The organism is Bacillus chungangensis (assembly GCF_030812995.1).
GTDB classification, from domain to species: domain Bacteria; phylum Bacillota; class Bacilli; order Bacillales; family Bacillaceae_C; genus Bacillus_CF; species Bacillus_CF chungangensis.
This window is the reverse complement of record NZ_JAUSTT010000034.1, coordinates 21783-42100: the sequence shown is the minus strand read 5'-3', so window position 1 is coordinate 42100 and position 20318 is coordinate 21783. Positions and strand designations below refer to the sequence as shown.

Annotated in this window: 20 protein-coding genes; 11 read left to right on the top strand and 9 right to left on the bottom strand. The window is 36.4% G+C overall.

The genetic code is table 11. The annotated features are described in order from the left end of the window. Positions 1 to 493 precede the first annotated feature (493 nt). Together J2S08_RS20095 and J2S08_RS20090 are read left to right on the top strand one after the other, a co-directional pair. The gene (locus J2S08_RS20095) at positions 494 to 790 is read left to right on the top strand and encodes an AbrB/MazE/SpoVT family DNA-binding domain-containing protein (RefSeq protein ID WP_307232744.1); all 297 of its coding nucleotides are present in this window, start codon (positions 494 to 496) and stop codon (positions 788 to 790) included. Further along, positions 787 to 1122, top strand: a complete 336-nt coding sequence (locus tag J2S08_RS20090; RefSeq protein WP_307232742.1) for a type II toxin-antitoxin system PemK/MazF family toxin — start codon at positions 787 to 789, stop codon at positions 1120 to 1122. The genes J2S08_RS20095 and J2S08_RS20090 overlap by 4 nt, the downstream gene beginning before the upstream one ends. A 128-nt stretch (positions 1123 to 1250) precedes the next feature. Here J2S08_RS20090 and J2S08_RS20085 read toward each other — a convergent pair whose 3' ends face one another. Then, entirely contained in the window at positions 1251 to 2912 is a 1662-nt protein-coding gene (locus tag J2S08_RS20085) for a DUF4179 domain-containing protein (RefSeq protein ID WP_307232740.1), read from the bottom strand. Continuing rightward, positions 2893 to 3456, bottom strand: coding sequence for an RNA polymerase sigma factor (locus J2S08_RS20080; protein WP_307232738.1), 564 nt, complete (start codon positions 3454 to 3456; stop codon positions 2893 to 2895). The genes J2S08_RS20085 and J2S08_RS20080 overlap by 20 nt, the downstream gene beginning before the upstream one ends. 478 nt (positions 3457 to 3934) lie before the next feature. On the opposite strand from J2S08_RS20080, the gene J2S08_RS20075 reads away from it, so the two are divergent. Continuing rightward, positions 3935 to 4495 (top strand): GNAT family N-acetyltransferase, encoded by a 561-nt coding sequence (locus tag J2S08_RS20075; RefSeq protein ID WP_307232736.1) that lies wholly within the window; start codon positions 3935 to 3937, stop codon positions 4493 to 4495. Positions 4496 to 4622: 127 nt separating this feature from the next. On the opposite strand, the gene J2S08_RS20070 is transcribed toward J2S08_RS20075, so the two are convergent. Continuing rightward, a complete protein-coding gene (locus tag J2S08_RS20070) occupies positions 4623 to 5543 on the bottom strand; it encodes a response regulator (protein WP_307232734.1) in 921 nt (306 codons plus the stop codon). After that, the gene (locus J2S08_RS20065; RefSeq protein WP_370875727.1) at positions 5540 to 6856 is read right to left on the bottom strand and encodes a sensor histidine kinase; all 1317 of its coding nucleotides are present in this window, start codon (positions 6854 to 6856) and stop codon (positions 5540 to 5542) included. Before J2S08_RS20065 ends, J2S08_RS20070 begins: the two co-directional genes overlap by 4 nt. Positions 6857 to 7153: 297 nt before the next feature. Here J2S08_RS20065 and J2S08_RS20060 point away from each other — a divergent pair, with 297 nt between their 5' ends. The 5 genes from J2S08_RS20060 to J2S08_RS20040 all read left to right on the top strand — a co-directional run bounded on the left by J2S08_RS20060 (position 7154) and on the right by J2S08_RS20040 (position 12587). After that, positions 7154 to 8428: a cation:dicarboxylate symporter family transporter gene (locus J2S08_RS20060; protein ID WP_307232731.1), complete on the top strand. Its 1275-nt coding sequence runs from the start codon at positions 7154 to 7156 to the stop codon at positions 8426 to 8428. A gap of 1360 nt (positions 8429 to 9788) precedes the next feature. After that, positions 9789 to 10862 carry a Rap family tetratricopeptide repeat protein gene (locus J2S08_RS20055; RefSeq protein WP_307232729.1) on the top strand — a complete coding sequence of 358 codons (1074 nt, stop codon included), beginning with the start codon at positions 9789 to 9791 and terminating at the stop codon, positions 10860 to 10862. Continuing rightward, positions 10859 to 11011, top strand: coding sequence for a hypothetical protein (locus tag J2S08_RS20050; protein WP_307232727.1), 153 nt, complete (start codon positions 10859 to 10861; stop codon positions 11009 to 11011). Before J2S08_RS20055 ends, J2S08_RS20050 begins: the two co-directional genes overlap by 4 nt. A gap of 670 nt (positions 11012 to 11681) precedes the next feature. Then, complete coding sequence (locus tag J2S08_RS20045; RefSeq protein ID WP_307232725.1) at positions 11682 to 12353, top strand: hypothetical protein; 672 nt, start codon at positions 11682 to 11684, stop codon at positions 12351 to 12353. Between the two features lie 21 nt (positions 12354 to 12374). Continuing rightward, positions 12375 to 12587, top strand: a complete 213-nt coding sequence (locus J2S08_RS20040; RefSeq protein WP_307232723.1) for a hypothetical protein — start codon at positions 12375 to 12377, stop codon at positions 12585 to 12587. A gap of 216 nt (positions 12588 to 12803) precedes the next feature. On the opposite strand, the gene J2S08_RS20035 is transcribed toward J2S08_RS20040, so the two are convergent. Then, positions 12804 to 13148, bottom strand: a complete 345-nt coding sequence (locus J2S08_RS20035; RefSeq protein ID WP_307232721.1) for a DinB family protein — start codon at positions 13146 to 13148, stop codon at positions 12804 to 12806. A 138-nt stretch (positions 13149 to 13286) separates the two neighbouring features. Here J2S08_RS20035 and J2S08_RS20030 point away from each other — a divergent pair, with 138 nt between their 5' ends. Then, positions 13287 to 14045 (top strand): class I SAM-dependent methyltransferase, encoded by a 759-nt coding sequence (locus J2S08_RS20030; RefSeq protein WP_307232720.1) that lies wholly within the window; start codon positions 13287 to 13289, stop codon positions 14043 to 14045. A gap of 474 nt (positions 14046 to 14519) precedes the next feature. Beyond that, positions 14520 to 15737: an MFS transporter gene (locus tag J2S08_RS20025; protein ID WP_307232718.1), complete on the top strand. Its 1218-nt coding sequence runs from the start codon at positions 14520 to 14522 to the stop codon at positions 15735 to 15737. A gap of 177 nt (positions 15738 to 15914) precedes the next feature. On the opposite strand, the gene J2S08_RS22670 is transcribed toward J2S08_RS20025, so the two are convergent. Beyond that, on the bottom strand, positions 15915 to 17087 hold the full coding sequence (locus J2S08_RS22670) for a DUF418 domain-containing protein (protein ID WP_370875726.1): 1173 nt from the start codon (positions 17085 to 17087) through the stop codon (positions 15915 to 15917). 227 nt (positions 17088 to 17314) lie between these two features. Between J2S08_RS22670 and J2S08_RS22665 the strand changes: the two genes are divergently transcribed. Further along, the gene (locus J2S08_RS22665) at positions 17315 to 17431 is read left to right on the top strand and encodes a hypothetical protein (protein WP_370875725.1); all 117 of its coding nucleotides are present in this window, start codon (positions 17315 to 17317) and stop codon (positions 17429 to 17431) included. 286 nt (positions 17432 to 17717) lie between these two features. Here the strand turns inward: J2S08_RS22665 and J2S08_RS20015 are convergent, their stop codons facing one another. The 3 genes from J2S08_RS20015 to J2S08_RS20005 form a co-directional block, all read right to left on the bottom strand. Then, positions 17718 to 18077: a hypothetical protein gene (locus tag J2S08_RS20015; protein WP_307232715.1), complete on the bottom strand. Its 360-nt coding sequence runs from the start codon at positions 18075 to 18077 to the stop codon at positions 17718 to 17720. Between the two features lie 174 nt (positions 18078 to 18251). Continuing rightward, positions 18252 to 19697: a hypothetical protein gene (locus tag J2S08_RS20010; RefSeq protein WP_307232713.1), complete on the bottom strand. Its 1446-nt coding sequence runs from the start codon at positions 19695 to 19697 to the stop codon at positions 18252 to 18254. Further along, entirely contained in the window at positions 19684 to 20229 is a 546-nt protein-coding gene (locus J2S08_RS20005) for an RNA polymerase sigma factor (RefSeq protein WP_307232711.1), read from the bottom strand. Before J2S08_RS20005 ends, J2S08_RS20010 begins: the two co-directional genes overlap by 14 nt. Between the last annotated feature and the right edge of the window lie 89 nt (positions 20230 to 20318).

Genomic DNA, 20318 nt, shown 5'->3' with positions numbered 1-20318 from the left:
ATTTTAATGCAAAAGTTATCAAAGCCGGTGAAATTTTACTCGTCGTAAAATTTCACCGGCTTTTTCATGTCAGAGGTGGGTTTTGTCCCAACCTCGTTCAAATCGAGAAGTCTAGGTGGGGGATAACTGAAAGTCAAATGTCCGATTGGTTCGGGCCTACAGGATAAGGAAAGCTCCTTGAATCAACATCGCACGAAGAAAAAGTGCTCTTCTTTTTCGAGGACGTAGGTCACTCAAGTGTTGCGACAGGACGTCGCGCTTTTAGCTGGAGATCCTTTGTATGGGGGACGAGAGAAAATCCCCACTGATGGAAGTTTCACTTTATTTTAAGGGTTTTAAAAGATGATTTTGATTCTAGTGTTTTAGATAAAATTAATTTTTAAAAGTATTTTTAATGTCAGTAAAAAAAGAAGCAGAATTTTGTTTAGGGAGTATCAATCTGACGATTAATGTATATCATATGTATATACATTTTGTGAAAGGGGAGTTATAATTGGTTCAACAGAAAGGAAAGGACGTGAATATGATGACAACAGCAACAATCAGTAAATGGGGGAATAGCAGCGCAATTCGAATTCCAAGTCAATTTCTTAAACGTCTCAATCTAGAGGAAGGTGCGGAAGTGGAAATAATCGTTACTCCAGAAAATGAACTACTGCTGCGCCCGACAAAGAAGATAGAGTCAAATCAGGAGCTGCGTGCCCATTTGCAGCAGCTGCTTGCTCAAGTGAAGCCGGATACGCGTCATGAAGAAATTGACTTTGGCGTTAAAGGAGACGAATTGATTTGACCGTTCCAAAGCGCGGTGACTTGGTATGGCTTGACTTTGATCCACAAACTGGTCATGAACAAGCTGGCTGGCGTCCAGCTATTATACTGTCCGAATCAGATTTCAATAAATTAACGGGTTTTGCTGTTGTCAGTCCGATTACGAACCAAGTAAAAAATTACCCTTTTGAAGTTCCACTTCCAGAAGGACTTGCATTTTCCGGAGTTGTCCTTACTGATCAGTTCAAAAGCCTCGACGTAAAGAAGCGTAAAATAAAAATCGTGGATCATGTCAAGGTGGAATCGGAATTCATGAACGCTGTTCTTCGCAATACTCGATCTATCCTAGCATGAAACCAGATAGCCGCAATCTTAGGAATGAAGACTGCGGCGTTTCTTTTGTTGTAAGTAATTGATACCTTTAACAACCTTTCTTCCAACGTTTATTTCCTAAAAATCATTTATATTTATCTATACTTCCATTAGGGCGTAACTTTGCCGAGCGGTACTTTCCAATCGACATCATTCCTTTTTAATACCGTTGTACTCATCAAGGAAATTTGTTCAGGTATACTTTCTAAACCTTCCAAGAACAACACTTTTTGAAACTTATAATTTCCATTTGCATCCTTCTCTGGTTTCGAGAAATCCAAAAGGTCATTTTCACTTTCAGGTGAATATTGTTCTTCGTATTGTTTGTCGCCCGCTTGGACAACCCAAGACCCGTAATCAACCGTTTCTTTATCAAGCATTCCTTCCATTTCGATTAAGAGGCCTTTTTCTGAAATCAATCCTTGCCCATCGAATATTTCTTCTGGATTAAGATCTGTTTTCAAATGAACACTCTTGATTTTTAATGTTTTGCCATCCACCTCTTTTACCACCGGCTTGCTTGTCAAGCTTTTTGTATCTGCCGTCAAGTCTACTCGCATTGGTTCAGTCGTATAAAGAGCTTTTAATTCGAATGTTAAGTCTTGACCGACTTCGAAAGGTTTAAAGGAATATCCAAGGAACCTTCCCTCCGGATATATGTAATTAACAGATTCAATATCTAGCGAATCATATGCGGCTACGATCTGCCCTTGTTTGTTTTTTACCTGAAACATGCCATCAAAGAAAGAATGGTTCATATCCTCAATAAAGTCCCAGGCACGATTCCCAGGGAGCTTTCCGAATTCACGTTCCGCCTTTTCAGACAATTTCTTTAGCTCAGAATTCCATTTCTCAGTGGAAACAATATCAATAAAAAATTGCGATACTGTGCTATCCTTTTGCCAGGCTCTTAAATTCAAGATCAGTCCTTGCGGCGTCGTGAATTGTCTATTTACGTCGACTAGTTTGGCATTTTCTTTCAACTGTTTCACATTAAGTGGAGCGTTTAGTTTCCAATTGCCTTTTGTATCTCCAACCCTGTCGAACTCAAAATGGAAATTCAGCTGATCAGGAAGGTTTTTGTACTTCTCGTCATTCAGCAGGGTGCTGAATACGACTTCTACAGTTTCACCTTTTTCATTCGAAACCGATTCGTAACTATAACCGTCAAATATTTCTTTCCCGTTCTGGTCTGTGACATAGACTTTATTCGTTTCAGAACTTTGATCTTTCCCTTCACTGGACCTATCCAGCGTTACCGCTTGACCATCCTTCTCAAACCCGTATATCACAGAAATATAATACGGATTGATCGTAGCTTCCTTCACTTTCAAAGTAATGCCTCGATCCTGCGCTTCCTTTTGAATGGGCGTGGAAAACAGTGATTGAACATAAGATGCGAATGTTGGCGACGTACAATAGGCGGCTGCAGATAAGGCCAGTGTCAGGCTTGCGACGGTTACAATCACTTTTTTCTTTATACTGCTCCTCCAACATGAATTTAGGAAACGATCGAGCATTTTTCTTTTGTTATCTTCTTTACTTTCTGCAGTGCTCTGGAAGAGGGTGGACATCACTTCGTTAGTAAACGAGTCGGGCAGCGGCGGAACTTGAGACAACGTATCGAATGCCTGGAAATCTTTCTCCCAGTTTGCAAGTTTCGTACGGCAAGTTGAGCACAGTTCAAGGTGTTTGGCAACTTCAGCACGTTCCTGTTCACTATTTTCTTGATCTAAATAAGTCATCATTTGTTCAAACGTCAAGCATTTCATGCAGGCTTCCTCCTTCTTCGCTTGCCGCGATGATTTCTCGCAATTTTTTTCGAGCCCGATATAGACGAACCTGAACCGTATCGGGAGGAATATCGAGCACCTCACCGATTTGTTTGTAGCTAAGCTCCTGAGTGTGACGGAGCAGCAACACAGTTCGGTAGTTTTCTGGCAGGGTCATGACTTGTTTGTGTAGGAAAGTCGCTCGTTCTTTCGCCAGACAAATGTCTTCAGGCGATTCATCATCCGTGAACTCCATATCGTAGAGCGGGACGTGGACTGGCTTTCTGCGCCTTAGCTCGTCGATAGCGCGGTTATAAGCGATTCGATAGAGCCAGGTGGAAAATTGACTGGTGCCGTTAAATGTATTCAACTGGTAATATGCCTTAATGAATACTTCCTGTGTCAAGTCATGAGCGTCCTGCGCTTGATCAAGCATTCGCAGCAGAAAGATGTAGAGCCGGTTTTTATATTTGTTTACGAGTTCGGAGTAAGCTTCCTGTTCACCTTTCCGTACCTGTTCAATAAGCGTCAAATCTTCCTGCATAAGACATCCTCCAGTAACTTAAACATTGGAACACGGTTTCGATGTTTGACCTAGCTCCAATATAACTTTTGGTGATAAAAAAAATTCTCCGTCTTCGATTAAAAGCTGAATTTATTCTTTTTACAAAAAATAATGTGGAAAAATGGAAAACGATTTTAACTTATACGACGTAAACAATGGTAAAGTTATGCGCCATGGATAAAACGAGTATAAGCTTACGGGAAATTACTAGTTTTTCATCAAAAAGACGCGCTGCGCAGCGAAACGGCTTTTTGTTCGTTCATATAGTTAGACGGTAACTTTATGCAAATCTTACACGACAAAGAAAAAAATAGATTGCTTGGTGTTAGAAGTTTGCTAGTGAGAGGGAGAGGAGGGTCAGATTCGTTCAGATTGATTCTAGTTATTCCTCATCCAAAAGTGTACAATCGTATTACCATTTACGGGTAGAACCTATTGACAAGGAGGAAGAAAATAAATGAATATGTTGCAAACAGAAAGACTAACGTTACGTCCCCCTACGAGCGACGATGCAGAAAGCATAGAAGCGTTGGCGAGTGATGTCGATATAGCGAAAACAACATTAAACATCCCTCATCCGTATCCAAAAGGCTCAGCAAAGACGTTCGTTTCAACTGTTCTTGAAGCGGAGAAAGCGGGGAAGCTAGTAATCTATGCGATTGAAAAGAAAACAGATGGAGCGCTAATAGGCATGATCAATCTAAACATTCAATCATCTCATAAACGTGGAGAATTGGCTTATTGGATTGGGAAGCCATACTGGGGAAAAGGCTATGGAACAGAAGCGGCAGAAACCCTCATTAAATATGGTTTCGAAAAACTCCATTTAAATAAAATCTTTGCAGCGTCATTTACAAATAACCCAGGTTCATGGAAAATCATGGAGAAGATAGGGATGAAGTATGAAGGTACGCTGCGCCAACATGTGATGAAATGGGGAAGCTATGTGGACTTAGCTTATTATGGCATCTTAAAAGAAGAGTATGATCGACAAAATAGCAAGCAAAGAATTGACTGAACATCATGAGAATATAATGGCGCAGCAGTCAAGTCAGGATAAGAAGGCACAAATCATAAACTAGATCTGTCGGCTTCCCATCCATTTATCGGAATGAAATTCTTTGCTAAAGTTGCAAACGAAAAAATTACAATTCTCGTTGTAAACGCTTTGTTTCGAAATAAAAAACTTTGATAAATTTCTTTGTATTTACTCTAGGAGTGGGGGATGTTGTCCCTTTTTTTAATTCCTCCATTTTTTTGCTAACCGTTGTGAATTCAAAAAATTTGGACGCGTAGTTTTCAAACTTTAGACTTGAAAAATCGGTTAAACCGATTGAAGCTAGGTGATTAAGTGAATGATGAATGGCTCTGCGCACCCGTTGTTCAGATGCTTGGATTTCTTTAGTTAATGCTGATTCTGAGTACGTTTTCCCGCCTTTTTTTTCAGCAACTTTTCTAAAAATCGTTTTTAAAGGTGGGAATTCTTCTTCAAATGAATGCTCTTTTCTAAATTCGTCTAAGTATTCTACGATATTCAATAAATCTTTACTGCCTTTTTCACTTGCTATTCCGAGCTCTGATAATAGGAAGATTCCTGCTGTTTTTAATTTCTGTTCATGGATAGGCTGGTGATTGGATTGGCTGCTATCCAAATTTAATACATGGCTAAGTGTATGGTGAATGTCATGAATTGATTTTTCTAATTGAATTCGTTCGGTCACTTTCCGAATAACGGATAACACTTCATATTTATTAATTGGTTTTGTAATGTAGTATTCAATCCCATTTTGATACGCTTCTGCAATCATGTCTTTTGAATCTACTTGAGAAAGCATAATGATTTTTCCGTTAAATGAAGGTTTTATTTTTTTAATCGTTTCAATGCCATCTTGGTTAGGCATTAATAAATCGATAAATAATATGTCCACTTGTCTCATATTAAACGATTCATTTAAAAAGCTGCCATCTTCAGCCTCGCCAATAACCTCACCACTATCACTATCTTCAATGATTTGCGTCAACATGGAACGGATTGCTTCATCATCATCTATTATAAAAAAGTTCATCCTATCTCTCCTTTCGGACTAATGAATCTAATCGGTATTCGCATCGTAAAAATGGCACCACTTGCATCCATACGGTTTTGAAAGGATACAGTACCTCCATATTGTTCCACAACATTTTTTACATAAAACAAACCAATCCCTGTCGATGGATTGCCTGATTGATCATATTTAGAAGTGAATCCCGGTTTGAAAACCAAATCCTTTAACTTGGACGAGATGCCTGGCCCGTTGTCTTTAATTTTTATAATAACCGATTCGTGATCCCGATGAACACTCATTGTTATTTCACCTTCATCATTCACTGCTTCAATCGCATTCGCTACAATATTATTGATTAAAGAAAGGACAGAAAAAACATGGTAATCCGGATGATCACCATCAACAAAAACGTCGAACTTTATTTTTTTGTGTAGAAGCTCGGCATATTTTCGACTAGAATTGACAATAACAGTCAATAAATCGCCAATATCCATGTAGTTTGTATGACTTTCCCCTAATATAAGCTTTGAAAGACCTGCATAAATCCGTTGATTATCCTTTTTTATCTCGTGAATTTCACAGGCAATTGCTAAAGCATCCTGTTTAAAGTGTCCCATTTCTATATCTTTGTGAATGGATTCAAAGTTTTGTAATTCTTGATAGAGACTATATGCTTTTTTTGTAATGACTTCCGCATCGTGCAATGTCTTTTTTAAATGAATAGATTCTTCATATAAATTAGAAACCACCATTAACATATGCTCATTTTGCTTACGAATTTCTTTTTCTCTTAAACGGGCTTCATAAAGATTGATCATATTAAAAAAACCGACAACAAAAAAACTGCGGAAGATCGCGATAATACAAATTTTATTTAATTCAGACACTGTTATAACAGTGTCTTTTGTTATTATCTGTACACCTAGCTCCAACATATTGGAAACAATTTCAATAAACATCCCCAATAAACCCAATATCATCGTTTGTTGCTTAAAGCGCTTTACGCGCAATAGATCAAAGAGAATGCCGAACACAAGGTAAAAGATAAAAGCTGGATTGTAAAATAAGTCCCCATCAAATGCACCATATAAGAGAAAATGTACGATGATACGAAATCCATTAACAGAAAGACCAGTTAAAAATCCTGCTAAGGTTGCTGGAACATGACGAAGGAACAGAATAAAAAAGAAAAATAGCGGAGGACCTAAACTCATACGGAAGGTTCCACTAAATGGATAAAATTTCAATTCGCCCGCTAAGGGGATGATGACTACCAATAATGCAATAATATATACATCTTTTGTTAACAAACGCCTTGTTTTCAAAAGGTCCACTTCCTGATTCTATTTGAAAACAGTATACCAATTTGCAAAGATGTAATACAACTGAATGCCTAAGAGGAAGGTATTAAATTAATATTTTTACTTTTGAAAAAAAGAAATTTCGACTTTTTTTGTCTGTTTTTATCTTTTTTTGTAGATTGTCATGTAAGCTAGTAAATACGTTTTTGCGAGATTGCTATTTTTAGAAAATCCATAGCAAAAACATGACATTGTTTCCTGCTTCCCTTACTCCTTCGTTTTAACCCCCATCTTCAATTTTTTTAAAAAAATGAATGAGGTGATATATGAATGAAAAAGTTAGGCTTAGCTACACAAATATTTATAGGACTTGGTCTTGGAATTATCGTTGGTGCTCTTTTATATGGGAATCCAGCCGCTTCTACTTATCTCCAGCCAATTGGTGATATTTTTCTAAATCTAATTAAGATGATTGTCATACCTATTGTGATTTCCGCTCTTATCGTTGGTGTAGCCGGTGTTGGCGATGTGAAAAAGCTTGGAAAATTAGGCGGAAAAACGTTATTATATTTTGAGATTGTGACAACCATTGCGATTATTATAGGTCTTTTAGTAGGTAATATTTTTCAACCTGGACAAGGCGTTGATATGGGAGCTTTAGATAAGCAAGATATATCAAGCTATGTCCAATCTTCGGAAGAAGCGCAAGATCACGGCTTTATTGCAACAGTTGTGAATATTGTGCCAACAAATATTTTTGATTCTATTGTAAGAGGGGATATGCTCGCTATTATCTTTTTTTCCGTCTTTTTCGGTTTAGGAGTTGCTGCGATCGGAGAAAAAGGGAAGCCTGTATTAAGATTTTTCCAAGGCACAGCTGATGCGATGTTTTATGTAACAAATCAAATCATGAAATTTGCCCCATTTGGTGTATTTGCTTTAATAGGTGTAACGATTTCGAAATTTGGTTTGTCTTCGCTTATTCCTTTAAGCAAACTAATTTTTGTTGTATATGGAGCCATGATTGGTTTTACATTAATTGTGCTAGGGCTGATAGCTAAATTTGTAGGCGTTAACATTTTCCATTTGATTAAAATTTTAAAGGATGAATTAATCCTTGCCTATTCTACTTCAAGCTCAGAAACGGTATTGCCGAAAATCATGGAGAAAATGGAGAGATTCGGTTGCCCGAAAGCGATTACTTCTTTTGTCATTCCAACAGGATATTCGTTTAATTTAGATGGATCGACTCTTTACCAAGCAATCGCCGCCCTATTCATTGCGCAAATGTATGGCATCGATCTATCCATTGTAGATCAATTATCTCTCGTATTGGTATTAATGGTAACTTCAAAAGGGATTGCTGGAGTACCGGGGGTTTCTTTTGTCGTATTGCTAGCAACACTAGGAACAGTAGGAATCCCTGTCGAAGGCCTTGCTTTCATTGTTGGAATTGACAGGATTCTAGATATGATGCGTACAGTTGTCAATGTAATGGGCAATTCTTTAGCTGCAATTGTCATATCGAAATGGGAAGGACAATATGATGAGGAACAAGCCAAAAATTATTATGAGTCTATTGTTCTTGAAAAAGCCGCAGCGTAGCTATTGAATAGAGCAAAAAAAGAAATCAGTCAGTCAGCTGATTTCTTTTTTTGTTTCCCATCCATATATATCAGCAACATTATGGCTTGATTCGTATGCTCAAGCTATAGAAAATCATAAACTTTGTATGCAAGTTTTTACCCCACATCTAACTACTCTAGAGGTGAGTGATAAGAAGTGAGAAGTGGGAAGGGAACTCCTTTATCTCCTCTTCCTTCTATTTTAGTAAATGTCCGATTGGTTCGGGCCGACAGGATAAGGAAAGCTACTTGATTCAGCATCGCACGAAGAAAAGCGGTTTCCTTTTCGAGGACGTTGCGTCCTTAGCCTTTGTTCTACTTCCCATCAGTAGGGGATGATAGAAAACCCCCACTGATGGAAGTTTCACTTTATTTAATATTCAACTTTCTATAGTATTTCTCATGTAAATTGGAAAAAATGTCCAAGCAAAAGAAGCCTTGCTTTTTAATGGCTTGAAGACTTCTTATTTTTTTACATAAAACTTTATTATGTAAATCGCTTCTTTATATTTTGCATTACCCTTGATTATTACGGTTATTTGTACTAAAATAAGGTTAAAATAACAAAGGCGCAAGTGGTCGATACTTACGCCTTCGATAGTCGCTCGCTTGATAAGCGGCCAGCTTCTATGAATGATAAAAGTAATCACCCATTAGCCGGTACAGCTTACGGGGTGATTACTTTTTTATTTGAACAATCATGATTACAACCATGACTAGTGTTAAGACAAAAATGCCGAACCCTAGAATGACGTTTGCTACGTCTACTGTAATCATTGGCCTCACCTCCTTCCCTCTCCGGTCAGAAGGATCGGCCGCTCACCCCATTGCATGCAACTATACTTGTAATTATATCATTTTTTAGCAGATTTTTCATCATATTAATAGTCAATATTAATATTCGAAAAGAAAAATATGTCAATTCTTTCTGTCCATTTCGCAATGACTACTATTCAACATGCTTCCATGTTCTGTAAGAAAAAGCATCAGACACAATACTTCTGGACACTCCATACTCTTTAGCCAGTTTTCTCTGAGCATCGCTCTTCTTTTTTTCTTCTTCAATCAATAACGTATATTTCCTTCGTATCTCAATTACTTTTAAATCATTCAGTATCGCCTGAGCTGTTATAAACACGCCATTTTATAAATCTTAATCTGATGGTATTTTTCCTAGCGAAACGAATGAAATTCTTAACCAAAATCAATTTTAAAAGGAACAATTGCACCCTTGTTGATATTGGAAATAAAGTAATTTTTTTCTATAATTAGAACGACAAGAAAAATTTTACATAATTGTAACAAAAAACAGAAATAAGCTGAGGGAAAGAGTGGTATAAATGAGTGTAGAGGTTATAACAAAAGAAGACATCACGAAGCTGCTAAATGATTGGTATGTCGAAATGTGTTCACATCATGTGATTAAGGCAAGAAAATTGAAGGAGGAAATTGATAAAAAGATAAATAATATCGAACCAGATCAAGAAATCCTTATTTACTATTCTTTGTTAGAATTTCGATACAAAATCTTAATAGAGGATTTTGAACATCATTTAAACGAAGACTTAATTATTTCAGAGGAAACTGATAAATTTTTACAATTTTATTATCATTTTTTTAAATTCATCTATGCTATGGAGATTGGCAATTATAGTAACGCTAAAAAACATTGTGAATGTGCTGACAAACTATTAGAGTTCATTCCAGACGAAGCAGAAAAAGCAGAATTCAACTATAGAATTTCAGTATTTTATTACCACATTGGGCAGCGCGTGGAAGCTGTAAACTTCGCATCAAAAGCCAAACAATTTTTTTCTAAAAATCCTGGTTATGAAGTAAAGTTAGCTGCTTCTGAAAATATCTTAGGAATGGCGTATACTAGATTAAGAAAGTTCGAACTTGCAGAAAAACACCTCATTGCCTCCCTCAACATTTTCCAAGAACTAGATGAAAAATCATTAATTTTAAAAGTTAATCACAATTTAGGCATGTTATATGCAGATCAAAATTTCTCAGAACTAGCGATCCGATATCTCTCTGAGTCATTCAATGTAGGAGAAAAATATAAAACGTCGTTTTTACTTGCCCGAGAGCATTATAAAATAGGGAACAAAAAAGAAGCGACAACATATATTGAAAAAGGATTAAAAGCTTGCAATAAAGAATATATACATCATTTCAACATTCTGAAGGCGTTAAATGATCAGATACCTATTGATCAGTTAGAAGAAGTAATAAAAAATGCCATCGAGTATTTCAAAAGTGAAGACTTATGGAGTTTTGTAAAGGATTATGCGCAGGAATTGGCTATTCGACTTTTTGACATAAATAATTATAAAAAATCTAGTGAATACTTTATCCTTAGCTATAAAGCAGGGGAAAAATTATTAGAATGGGGGAAATTAAAACGATGAAAAAGGTAAAATTAATGCTAGTAGGATTCGTAGCTATAGGTGCTTTGGTTTTTGGAGTAGACGCAAAAGAAGCTTCTTTTAATATGGCATACACTGAATACAAAACTGGTAACATTTATATTGGATTCGATCACGGAATGCATATATAATTAGTAAGAAAATGGCTTCGGTAAACGAAGTCATTTTCTTATTTGTAGAGACTTTCTATCTTGTTGCATCACAGCAAATTCTTTTCAGAAAAAACTTTTCTTAAGCATCATTCACCAAAATTGATTTTGCTCCTTTCCCGCCTTTTTAGCTAATTTATAGATTAGCTGAATACTGCCTTGTAGTTATTTGTGAAAACCAATAAACATAGCTCGATAAACGTTCAATTGTGAAAAGTAAACCACTAGTTAAAAGAAATATAGAACTTAAGTAACCTTTTTTAAAATGTAATGTATATTTTGAATATTTAATGTATAATGTTTATAGTTGTTCAAATATCATTAGAAAAGAGAAGATTACAATTAAAAAAAGTTGTTTCAAAAATTATTAGGTAATTTAGCGTTAGTATTGCTGTTTTTAACACGCCTTCTATCAGCTCTGCGAACACACCATCACAACCTACAGAAGTTACACCTTCACATCCTACAGAAGAAGCAATACCATCACAGCCTATTTCAATAGACTAAAACAATCGTAAGCAACCACAACAATTATGGGAATATGGTTGGCTCGTAGATTCAACATCAGTATCTGGAAGTAAATGCTGAAAAAGACAGGGATAGTTAAAGTAATGGAAAGGAGAGCAATTTAGCTATTAGGAAAAAAATAAGTTTGGGATTTTTAACATTTTTATCAGCGATACTATTGTTCGGTAATTTTTCAGAGGTTCTTGCTTCATATAACCAGATTGACGCAAAGGAAAAAATAGCTTTATACAAACTTGATTTAATGCAAGACTTTTTAGAAGTCGGAGATAACGAAGTTACATATCATTGGAAGGACTCAGATGGTGTTGAACAAAGTGTAGACTTAATCGTTACTTTGGGTGATGTTGGAACTATTTCTTCTGCGAAGGAAAAAAACGTTTTCTCAGATAAACAACTAGAAGAGATACAAACATCTATTGAACAGAAGGATATGGGGAAATTCACAACAATGGCAGCTGATGTACCATATAAATTAAATGGTGGAATGACTTCATCTCAATTTGTAAATACACATGCTTATGATAGACATAAATATGAAAAAGGCGCTTCCTCTACTTGTAGCAGAACCAGATATGCTAAGGATGTAGGAGTGAAAAGTTTAAGAATATATACGATAAGAGATTATGATGATAAGTTTTCTAGAAGAGAAGGAGATAATTCTACATCAACATATTATCATAAGCAATATAAAAGCTCTATATCTCAGTCGGTAAGCCGTGATTATGTTAGTACTCAATGGCATCGTGTATTAAAAATTGATGGTGTTGAAACAACTCACCATCCACTCTGTATATAAAAGGAGTGTAGAATAATTCATATGCGTTTACAAAACCAGATTATTGTTGAATGGACAATTCGGAATTATTATAGCGATTTCTCCTTTGAAAAACGTCTTGCAGACGTAATAAAAGAACCTTACACACTTAAAAAAGGGGAAGCACTGGAAATTCATCAAGTCGTCTATGTGGGTGAATTTAATAATGATAAAGTATATTTAATTATTTTAAATATTGTACCCGAAAAAAATTGAGTAAATAGATTGGAGTATAACAAAGTAAAGCACCATTACATTGTGAAGTGATTGGCTTACAATGCGGGGTGTTAGCTTAATAAGACAAATTTTAAAAATCGGTTCCTTAACGTAAATGGAATCGATTTTTTAATGCTGTAATTTTTTCTTAATATACCTTTTCGGGGGATGGGCAAAATACAACTGTGTATTATGCAACACATTTGTTTATTGTTTTTAAAGGCTGATTGATTGATCTAAATCTACTTGATGAGCAAAAAACGCTGTATACTCTGGGGTCAATCCGAGAAACATTACTTCTGTCTCCTCAAGGCTTTTTCCTTCCAGCTCGCTAGACAGCTGTTTTGCCATATCCCTTGTCTGTTTGAAGCTACTTTCACGCATCGTACTTAACCAAACGGCATCCGTTATGTATATATGTGCCAATGTTTTAGAAATAGAAGGGAAGACATTTTGCATTTCTTGTTCGTATATGCTTTGCGGCAACGTTTTAAGATGCTGACATATTTTTGTGTTTGCCCAGACATGGTAGTCATATAATTGCAATGCGTGATGTTTCATTATTCATTCCTCCTCGTGACTTTTCGAATTTTTCATAAAATTGATTTTTTTATCTTAACATGAAATCCCTGTAAAAGGAATTCAATGGTGAAATAACGAATATAAAGGAAAGATTTAAAAAAGGCAGGTGGCATGTAAATGAAAAACGTACTAGGGGAAGAAGCAATTAAAAGATGGGAGATGCATGCAGAAACATTTACAGCAGGATATGGCGATCAAGGCGACCTTCATAGGGAAGTGGTACTAAATCCGACCTTATTCAAACTAATCGGTTCAGTACAACAAAAACACATTTTAGATGCTGGATGTGGAGAAGGATATTTAAGCAGAATGTTAGCCAAGTCTGGAGCGTCAGTCGTAGCAGTTGATTATTCTAAAAAAATGCTGGAATTGGCTAAAGAAAGAACACCAGAAGATGCAAGGATTCAGTATGAATATGGGAGTTGTGACAACCTTCATTTTCTAGATGAGAAAAGCTTCGACCTTATCATTTCGAATATGGTCATCCAAGACCTCGAAAATTATCAACAAGCCATTAAAGAGATGCACCGTCTATTAGTTGATGGCGGCTATTTTATTTTCTCCATTTTACATCCTTGTTTTATCACACCAGAGAGTGGTTGGGAAAGAACAAAAGATGGTGAAAGACTACATTGGAAAGTAGACAAATATCATCATGAAGGTGTTTATGAACAGGCATTACCCCCAGAACAGCCAAATAAATTACTCTTTTTCCATCGCACACTCACAAGCTATTTCAGCGCAATAACAGAAGCAGGCTTTATGATAGAAGAGTTGGTTGAACCAAAGCCCTCAGAAGACATGCTAAGCAAATACCCTTCATTTAGAGAGGATTTTAGAAAGAGTGACTTTATTGTATTTAAATTGAGGAAATAAGAATATGTGATTCTGATTCCTTCAATCAAGCTTGTGTGCACCATATACTAAATCCACTCACCTGGAAGAAATACGTAAAATAATGAATTAATTTAAACTTTTGTCGATCTTCTATAGTGTCAAAAATCTGAGATCGACGATTTTTTAAAGCAAAAAAATTGAACACCAATATGAGCATTAAATACGTTCGTGTTTGTATTGGTCTATGAGGGATTGGAAACTTTCTTGATTACAGTTTACATTTTTTAAAAACCAGATTCCCATGCTGTTCAAATAAATTCGTTTACCACGTCAAGATCAAGGTCTTGGCGTTTTTTTATTGAGAAAAAATCCGTCAAGGCGTTAATCTATCCGTCTACTGGTAGTAAGAAAAGGAAGAGAGAGGGTATCATGTCTTTTAAGTGAAATGACGTTGCTCTAACTAAAAAATATAGGTGAACGGTGCAGTTCATAAAATAAAAAGCAGAAAGGGGAATGAAAGTGCAGGCACAATCTGCAAAAACGCAGCATTTTGGTTTGTTTATTTTAACTGGCATGTTTCTTATTATTACCACGACTGGTTTTGCTCGAATGGCATATGGAATCGTGCTTCCTTTTATGCAGGAAGGATTGTCTCTTTCTACATCAAAGTCAGGATTATTAGGGACGATTTTATTTCTTGGTTATTTGTTGACAGTAGGAATGTCTGGTGTTTTCACTTTGCGTTTAGGAGCGAAGAGGGTTTTGCTTATTGGTGGTTTGTTCGTTTTCGTTGGGTTATTTGGGCTTGTCTTCGTACCTTCGTTTTGGTGGGCGGCGTTCTGTATGCTATTTGCAGGGGGCGGCAGTGCCTTGGTTTACACGCCTTTAATGTCTATTGCCATCAGCTGGTTTCCGGATAAAAAGGGGACAGTGATGGGGCTTTTATTAAGTGGAGCAGGAATTGGCATGCTTTTAAGCGGCTTTTTCGTCCCTTTCATGATTCAACAATTTCCAGCATATAGCTGGCGGGCAGTTTGGCTGCTTTTTTCTCTGATCACGCTAGCAGTTCTTTTACTAGCACTCGTCGCTTTGGTTGATCCTCATGAAAGCTCTGATCATCATAAAAAAGAAAAGACGTCAGTATGGAAAAACAAAACGTTATATTTGATCGCATGGCTTTATTTTGCTGTAGGTATAGTGTACTTAATCCCAAACATTTATCAAACAAGCTATATGATTTCTAATGGTATTTCCAGTGCTTTAGCTGGAACCGTTTATGCGGTTGCTGGTATCTTTTCGATTTGCGGCGGACCAGTATGGGGAATGGTCTCTGACCGCATTGGAGCAAAAAAGGCATTGATTGCGGCGCTATTGTTATCTGTTATTGGAGATATCATTCCGATTATATTCGGGAACGTCACAGGATTTATCCTATCGGCAATCATCTGGGGCTCTTCATTAGGAGGAGTGCTACTCTTAATTCAAGTGAAAGCTTCGCAGCAAGTGTCGCCAAAATATGTCTCCATGGCGATCGGCTTTATCTCTATCTTCTATGCGATCGGGCAAATGTTAGGTCCTGGATTGGCCGGCTGGCTTATTGAATATGCAGGAGGCTATGCAACTGCATATGGTTTTGGAGCGCTTGTCTTTTTAGTTTGTTTGTTTCTAGGACTCGGCTTGCAGTCAGATAAACAAACAGCTGTTAACGCACAGGCTGGAGCTAATTCTTAAAGGGGATCTATAGATCATATTCATGAAGGCGTATTGTCAGAAGAACGAATTGCAACGTCAAATCTAAGCAAGACGAGCATTTTGTTATCGTCAGCCATTTAACATACGTCCGAGTCGGAAAAAAGTGGCATTATGTATGCTTATTTGTCGACCTTTTCAATCGCGAAATCATTGGTATCAATTTTTCCTATATATAATTTGACGGAATAAATTGTCAAGGGGACCCCTTTTCCCGCTATTTTCCAGAATTGTTGCTAGTCCTAAAGATAAAATCCAGATTAAAATAGAGATTATTGCAGTACTTGTAACAGATGAGGAACCCCCTAATCCAATTGCTACAGGCGAAAATAGTATAACGAGTATTGCTTCATTAAACATAAAGAACGTAAGTGATCTTTTTCCTAGTGCAGTCATAGAATATGTCAGGAAATTCATATTTCCATCATTTACATAAATACCAATAATGCCAAACATAGCCGCATACGCTAACCCACCTGCTATACCAGTAAAAAGGTGTAAAGTTGAAAGTAAGCCTTCCATAATTGATGTAGGTTGCCATAGTGAAACACCCACTAATGTTAATGGAAGAGCACCTATTATAGAGATAACCATACCAATTATTGCAGTTCGTATTAAAAGCCTTTGGTGATGTTGGGGTTTGATCATTAATTCTTTTCGTGAAGCCCAAATTCCAATTAATATTGGTAACAGGATTGGTGTGGCTACATGCATCATAAAGGTTCCTGGGTATTTAATAAGACTTTCCTTCATTTGAGTTAAATATGTTATATCAGGAGAAATCGTTGGAAACCCAATACCTATTGCCATCGCCATCATGATATTCATGAATGGCACAATAATTAGGTATACACTAAAGATTATAAGAATAGTTCTCGTTAAAACTTGGTTTGACTTGAGTAAAACCCATCCAATTAGAATAGTGGAAGAACCATATATAGATAGTATATCTTGGCCACCAATAAAAATATTAAGAACAAAACCAAATAACATTAGAGTTAATGCACGACGTATTAGTGAACGTTTTATTTCTTTGTTTGGAATTGATTTTTTTATCTGGTTTTCAACGACCATACTTAAACCGTAACCAAATAAAAAAGCAAACAAAACTCTAGCACGATTATCTACAAACAATATTCCGAGAAAATTGATAATGTTATCCATCATATTTAATCCTTCTGGTCTATTCATCACTAAGGATTCTTGGTTAAACATTAAAATAGGTGCATGTGCAAGAACAATGAGTAATAGCATAAAACCTCTTGCTAGGTCAGGAGCAATGGAACGTTTATTTATAGAAACAGGACCAATGTTGGGTACTCTTTTAGTCATATAAATTACCTACTCTCTCCTTTTGTGCAACAAGTATAACTTGTTAAACTTATAGCATTTATGTTACTTAATTATTTCACGGCTGTCAATTAGAAATTGATGTTATATAATATTGTTTTTCGCTTATATAACTATTAGGATTGCTATATTCTAATAAAGGTCTTTCTGAATTAGAAATTAAATATCTATCTGATTCTTGCGAAGATAAAGAAAAAGATTATAAAACAATGTTTTTATTGGCGAGAGAGCATTTTAAATTGGGGAATATAAAAGATGCACAAGCTTACATTCAAAAGGGATTAAAAGTTTGTGATACAGAATATAGGCACCATTTCACAATCTAAAGCGGGAACCTTTGTATTTGGAGATATAAAAGAAGTTGATTCTTTTTCAAACTTTGATGTGAAACCGAATACTATCGTTGTATGTGATCATGGAATACTTTTTTAAACAATAAGTAAATGACTTCGGTAAAACCGAAGTCATTTTCTCTAATCTTAGGCTCTTCATTAGGAGGAGTGTTGCTCTTCATTCAATTGAAAGCTTCGCAGCAAGTATCGCAAAATATGTTTCCATGGCCATCTTAAAAAGCAGGGTTATCCTTAAAAACCCTGCTTTTTTGTCGAATAATTATGAAGCTTTTGTTGAAAGTTTCCATGCCGGGATCAGAGAGTGGAAACGAAATAGAGAACTCGCTGCTACATGTAAAATAACATAAACGACTAACGTTAAAGCATAAGTAAAAAACCAATGACTCAAGTTTACATTTAAAAACAAAAATAACAGTACCATGCCAACTGGGAATGGAGTAAGGATGATAAGCCACATCGGTGAATGTAACTTTTCTATAATCGCACCTAAAATAACGACACTAGCTCCAATAACAAGAGGATGCCACGCTAATAATCCATTCGTTAGGAACAAATCTCCTAAATAATAAGCAAGACTTGTAAGAAAGATTGCTGTAACTAAACTAATAAAATAATTCAATGTTCGTACTTCACTCCTTCCATGATCACTTTCTTTATCACATACGTAATCAATTCCAATATTCTACAACATACTCCTGCTTGGGTTTTTTAGTCTTTAATCATTCTAGGTCTTATAGTAGAAGTATTCTGTCTGTATAAAAAATATATCCCTAATTTTATTTTAATCATCTTGTTATTTAATCGGTATTCGAGTGCCATTAATAATGATAGCTGTAACTTTGGTAACATCTAGAGGTTCTTTCGTATCCCAACTTGATTCAAAGGTATGTTCATCAGAGTTTCGGCTTCCTCCACCACCTTCCAATGGGATAATACCGTCTACAGTTTCAACTTCAAGTAACATATCATCGACCATGCAATTCTCTCCTTTATAGGTACCGATTACTTGTAATCCTAAAGGACTGAGGGTTATATATTCAAATAAATGACCTTCAACGGAAACCTCATTTTTCCAAGTACGCAAATTGGACGTTGTATCACTTAAATTTGCCGCCACCTTCCAGTTGCCTTCAACCCCAGAAGAAACCGAACCAGTATAATGAAGGGTATATTTACTAAGATCTTCAAGGTTTACAGAAAATACGCTTTCTTCATATTTATATAGAACATCATCATAATCGATATTTTCATGATCAAGTATGCTATTTTCCCCATCACTGAGGAATGCCAAACTATAATCGTGAGATACGAAATTACCGTCTGGACCCTTTAGAGAAAGCGCGGCATCACTAGGGCCAAACTCTTTATTAAAAACTTGGCCTATCTGCACATGCAATTTTCCATCAATTATACCTATAGCTGAAACCCATTGATCTTTTTCACCGTGAGGCATATCAGCATAATTCCCTGGCGTAAGTATCTCTGTTAATGGATTTAGATCATCTGGCCTATTGGTGCCTCCCCACATCCAAATCTGTTCTTTCTTAACAGGTATCGTTTCTACTCCTTCAATTCCTGTAAGGGATACGGAAATGGGTTCGTCTGCATATTCTTTTCTGTCAAAAGATATAAGGAAACTGCCAAGCTCCAACGGATCTGCTAATGGTGAGTCTGGATCAGCCGTTATATTAAACTCATAATAAATGGTATTCGTATCTTTATCAAAATAAAGCATTTTTTGTTTCCATGACATGCTGGCCACTGAAGCCTCGTCTTCACCTCTGGCCCCCTCTTTTGTTCCTGAATGCACTTTCACACCGAATCCGTCTTTAAAATCAGTCTGTTCCGTCAACCTGTTTTGACCTGTTATATCCTGAAGAGATAGGTAAATAATTGCCCGATTATTATATTTCTGTGCACCTATAACCTCCATTCGGATTCCTTTGTCTTCACTATGGGCTTCAACTGGCTCAATAATATTACCAAAAGAAGGATTAAATCTCTCTATAAACCAATCGAAATTTCCTATAGCTGCAGCAGTTACACTAACAACTAACATGAACGACATCACGATAACTGCAACCGTTGGCTTTGCCCATCGTCTATGCTGTTTAGCAGGTATATGCGGACTTTCCTCATGCAATCTGCTTTTAACCTGTTCTGTAAGTGTACTTGAATCAACAGTGATTTTAGAAAGCATATCATAGATATTTTGTTCTTCCATATCAAATTTGCTCATATTTAGACTCCTTTCTACAATATTCGAAATTTAGATATTTAACCAATTTATCTTTAGCCCTCTGGTATTGCTTCCGTAAAGCAGCGGGGGAACTTCCTGTAAGCTGAGATAGTTCCTCGTAACTCCGCGTATCCATTATCCGCCCATATAACAAGGCACGCTCCTTTGGTTTAAGCTTCTGTAAGGCACGAAGCGTCTCATCACTTAAACCTTTATCTTTCTCTGGTAAAACTTCTGGTAAAATTTCACTACGAATTTCATGAAAATATAGGATCTTACGCTTTTTAAGCTGATTTAAACAGCGATTATATGTAATTTTGTAAAACCATGAGGAGAGGTTATTGCCATCAAAAGTATTCCGATTTTGATAGGCTGAGAGAAAGACTTCTTGTACAATATTTTCTGCTTCATGATAATCACATAGAATTGCCGTTGCATAGCGAAGGAGTTTTTCACCATAGAGATTGATTACCTCTTCCAGTTCATCTTCTCCGCCATTAACAAACCTTTTCCCAATGCCTATTTCTTCCATAGTCTCACCTCCTATTATTTATCCCACATCTAACTGGCAGTAAGACCCCCACCTCGGGGAGTTAGAGTAATCGAGAAGTCTAGGTGGGG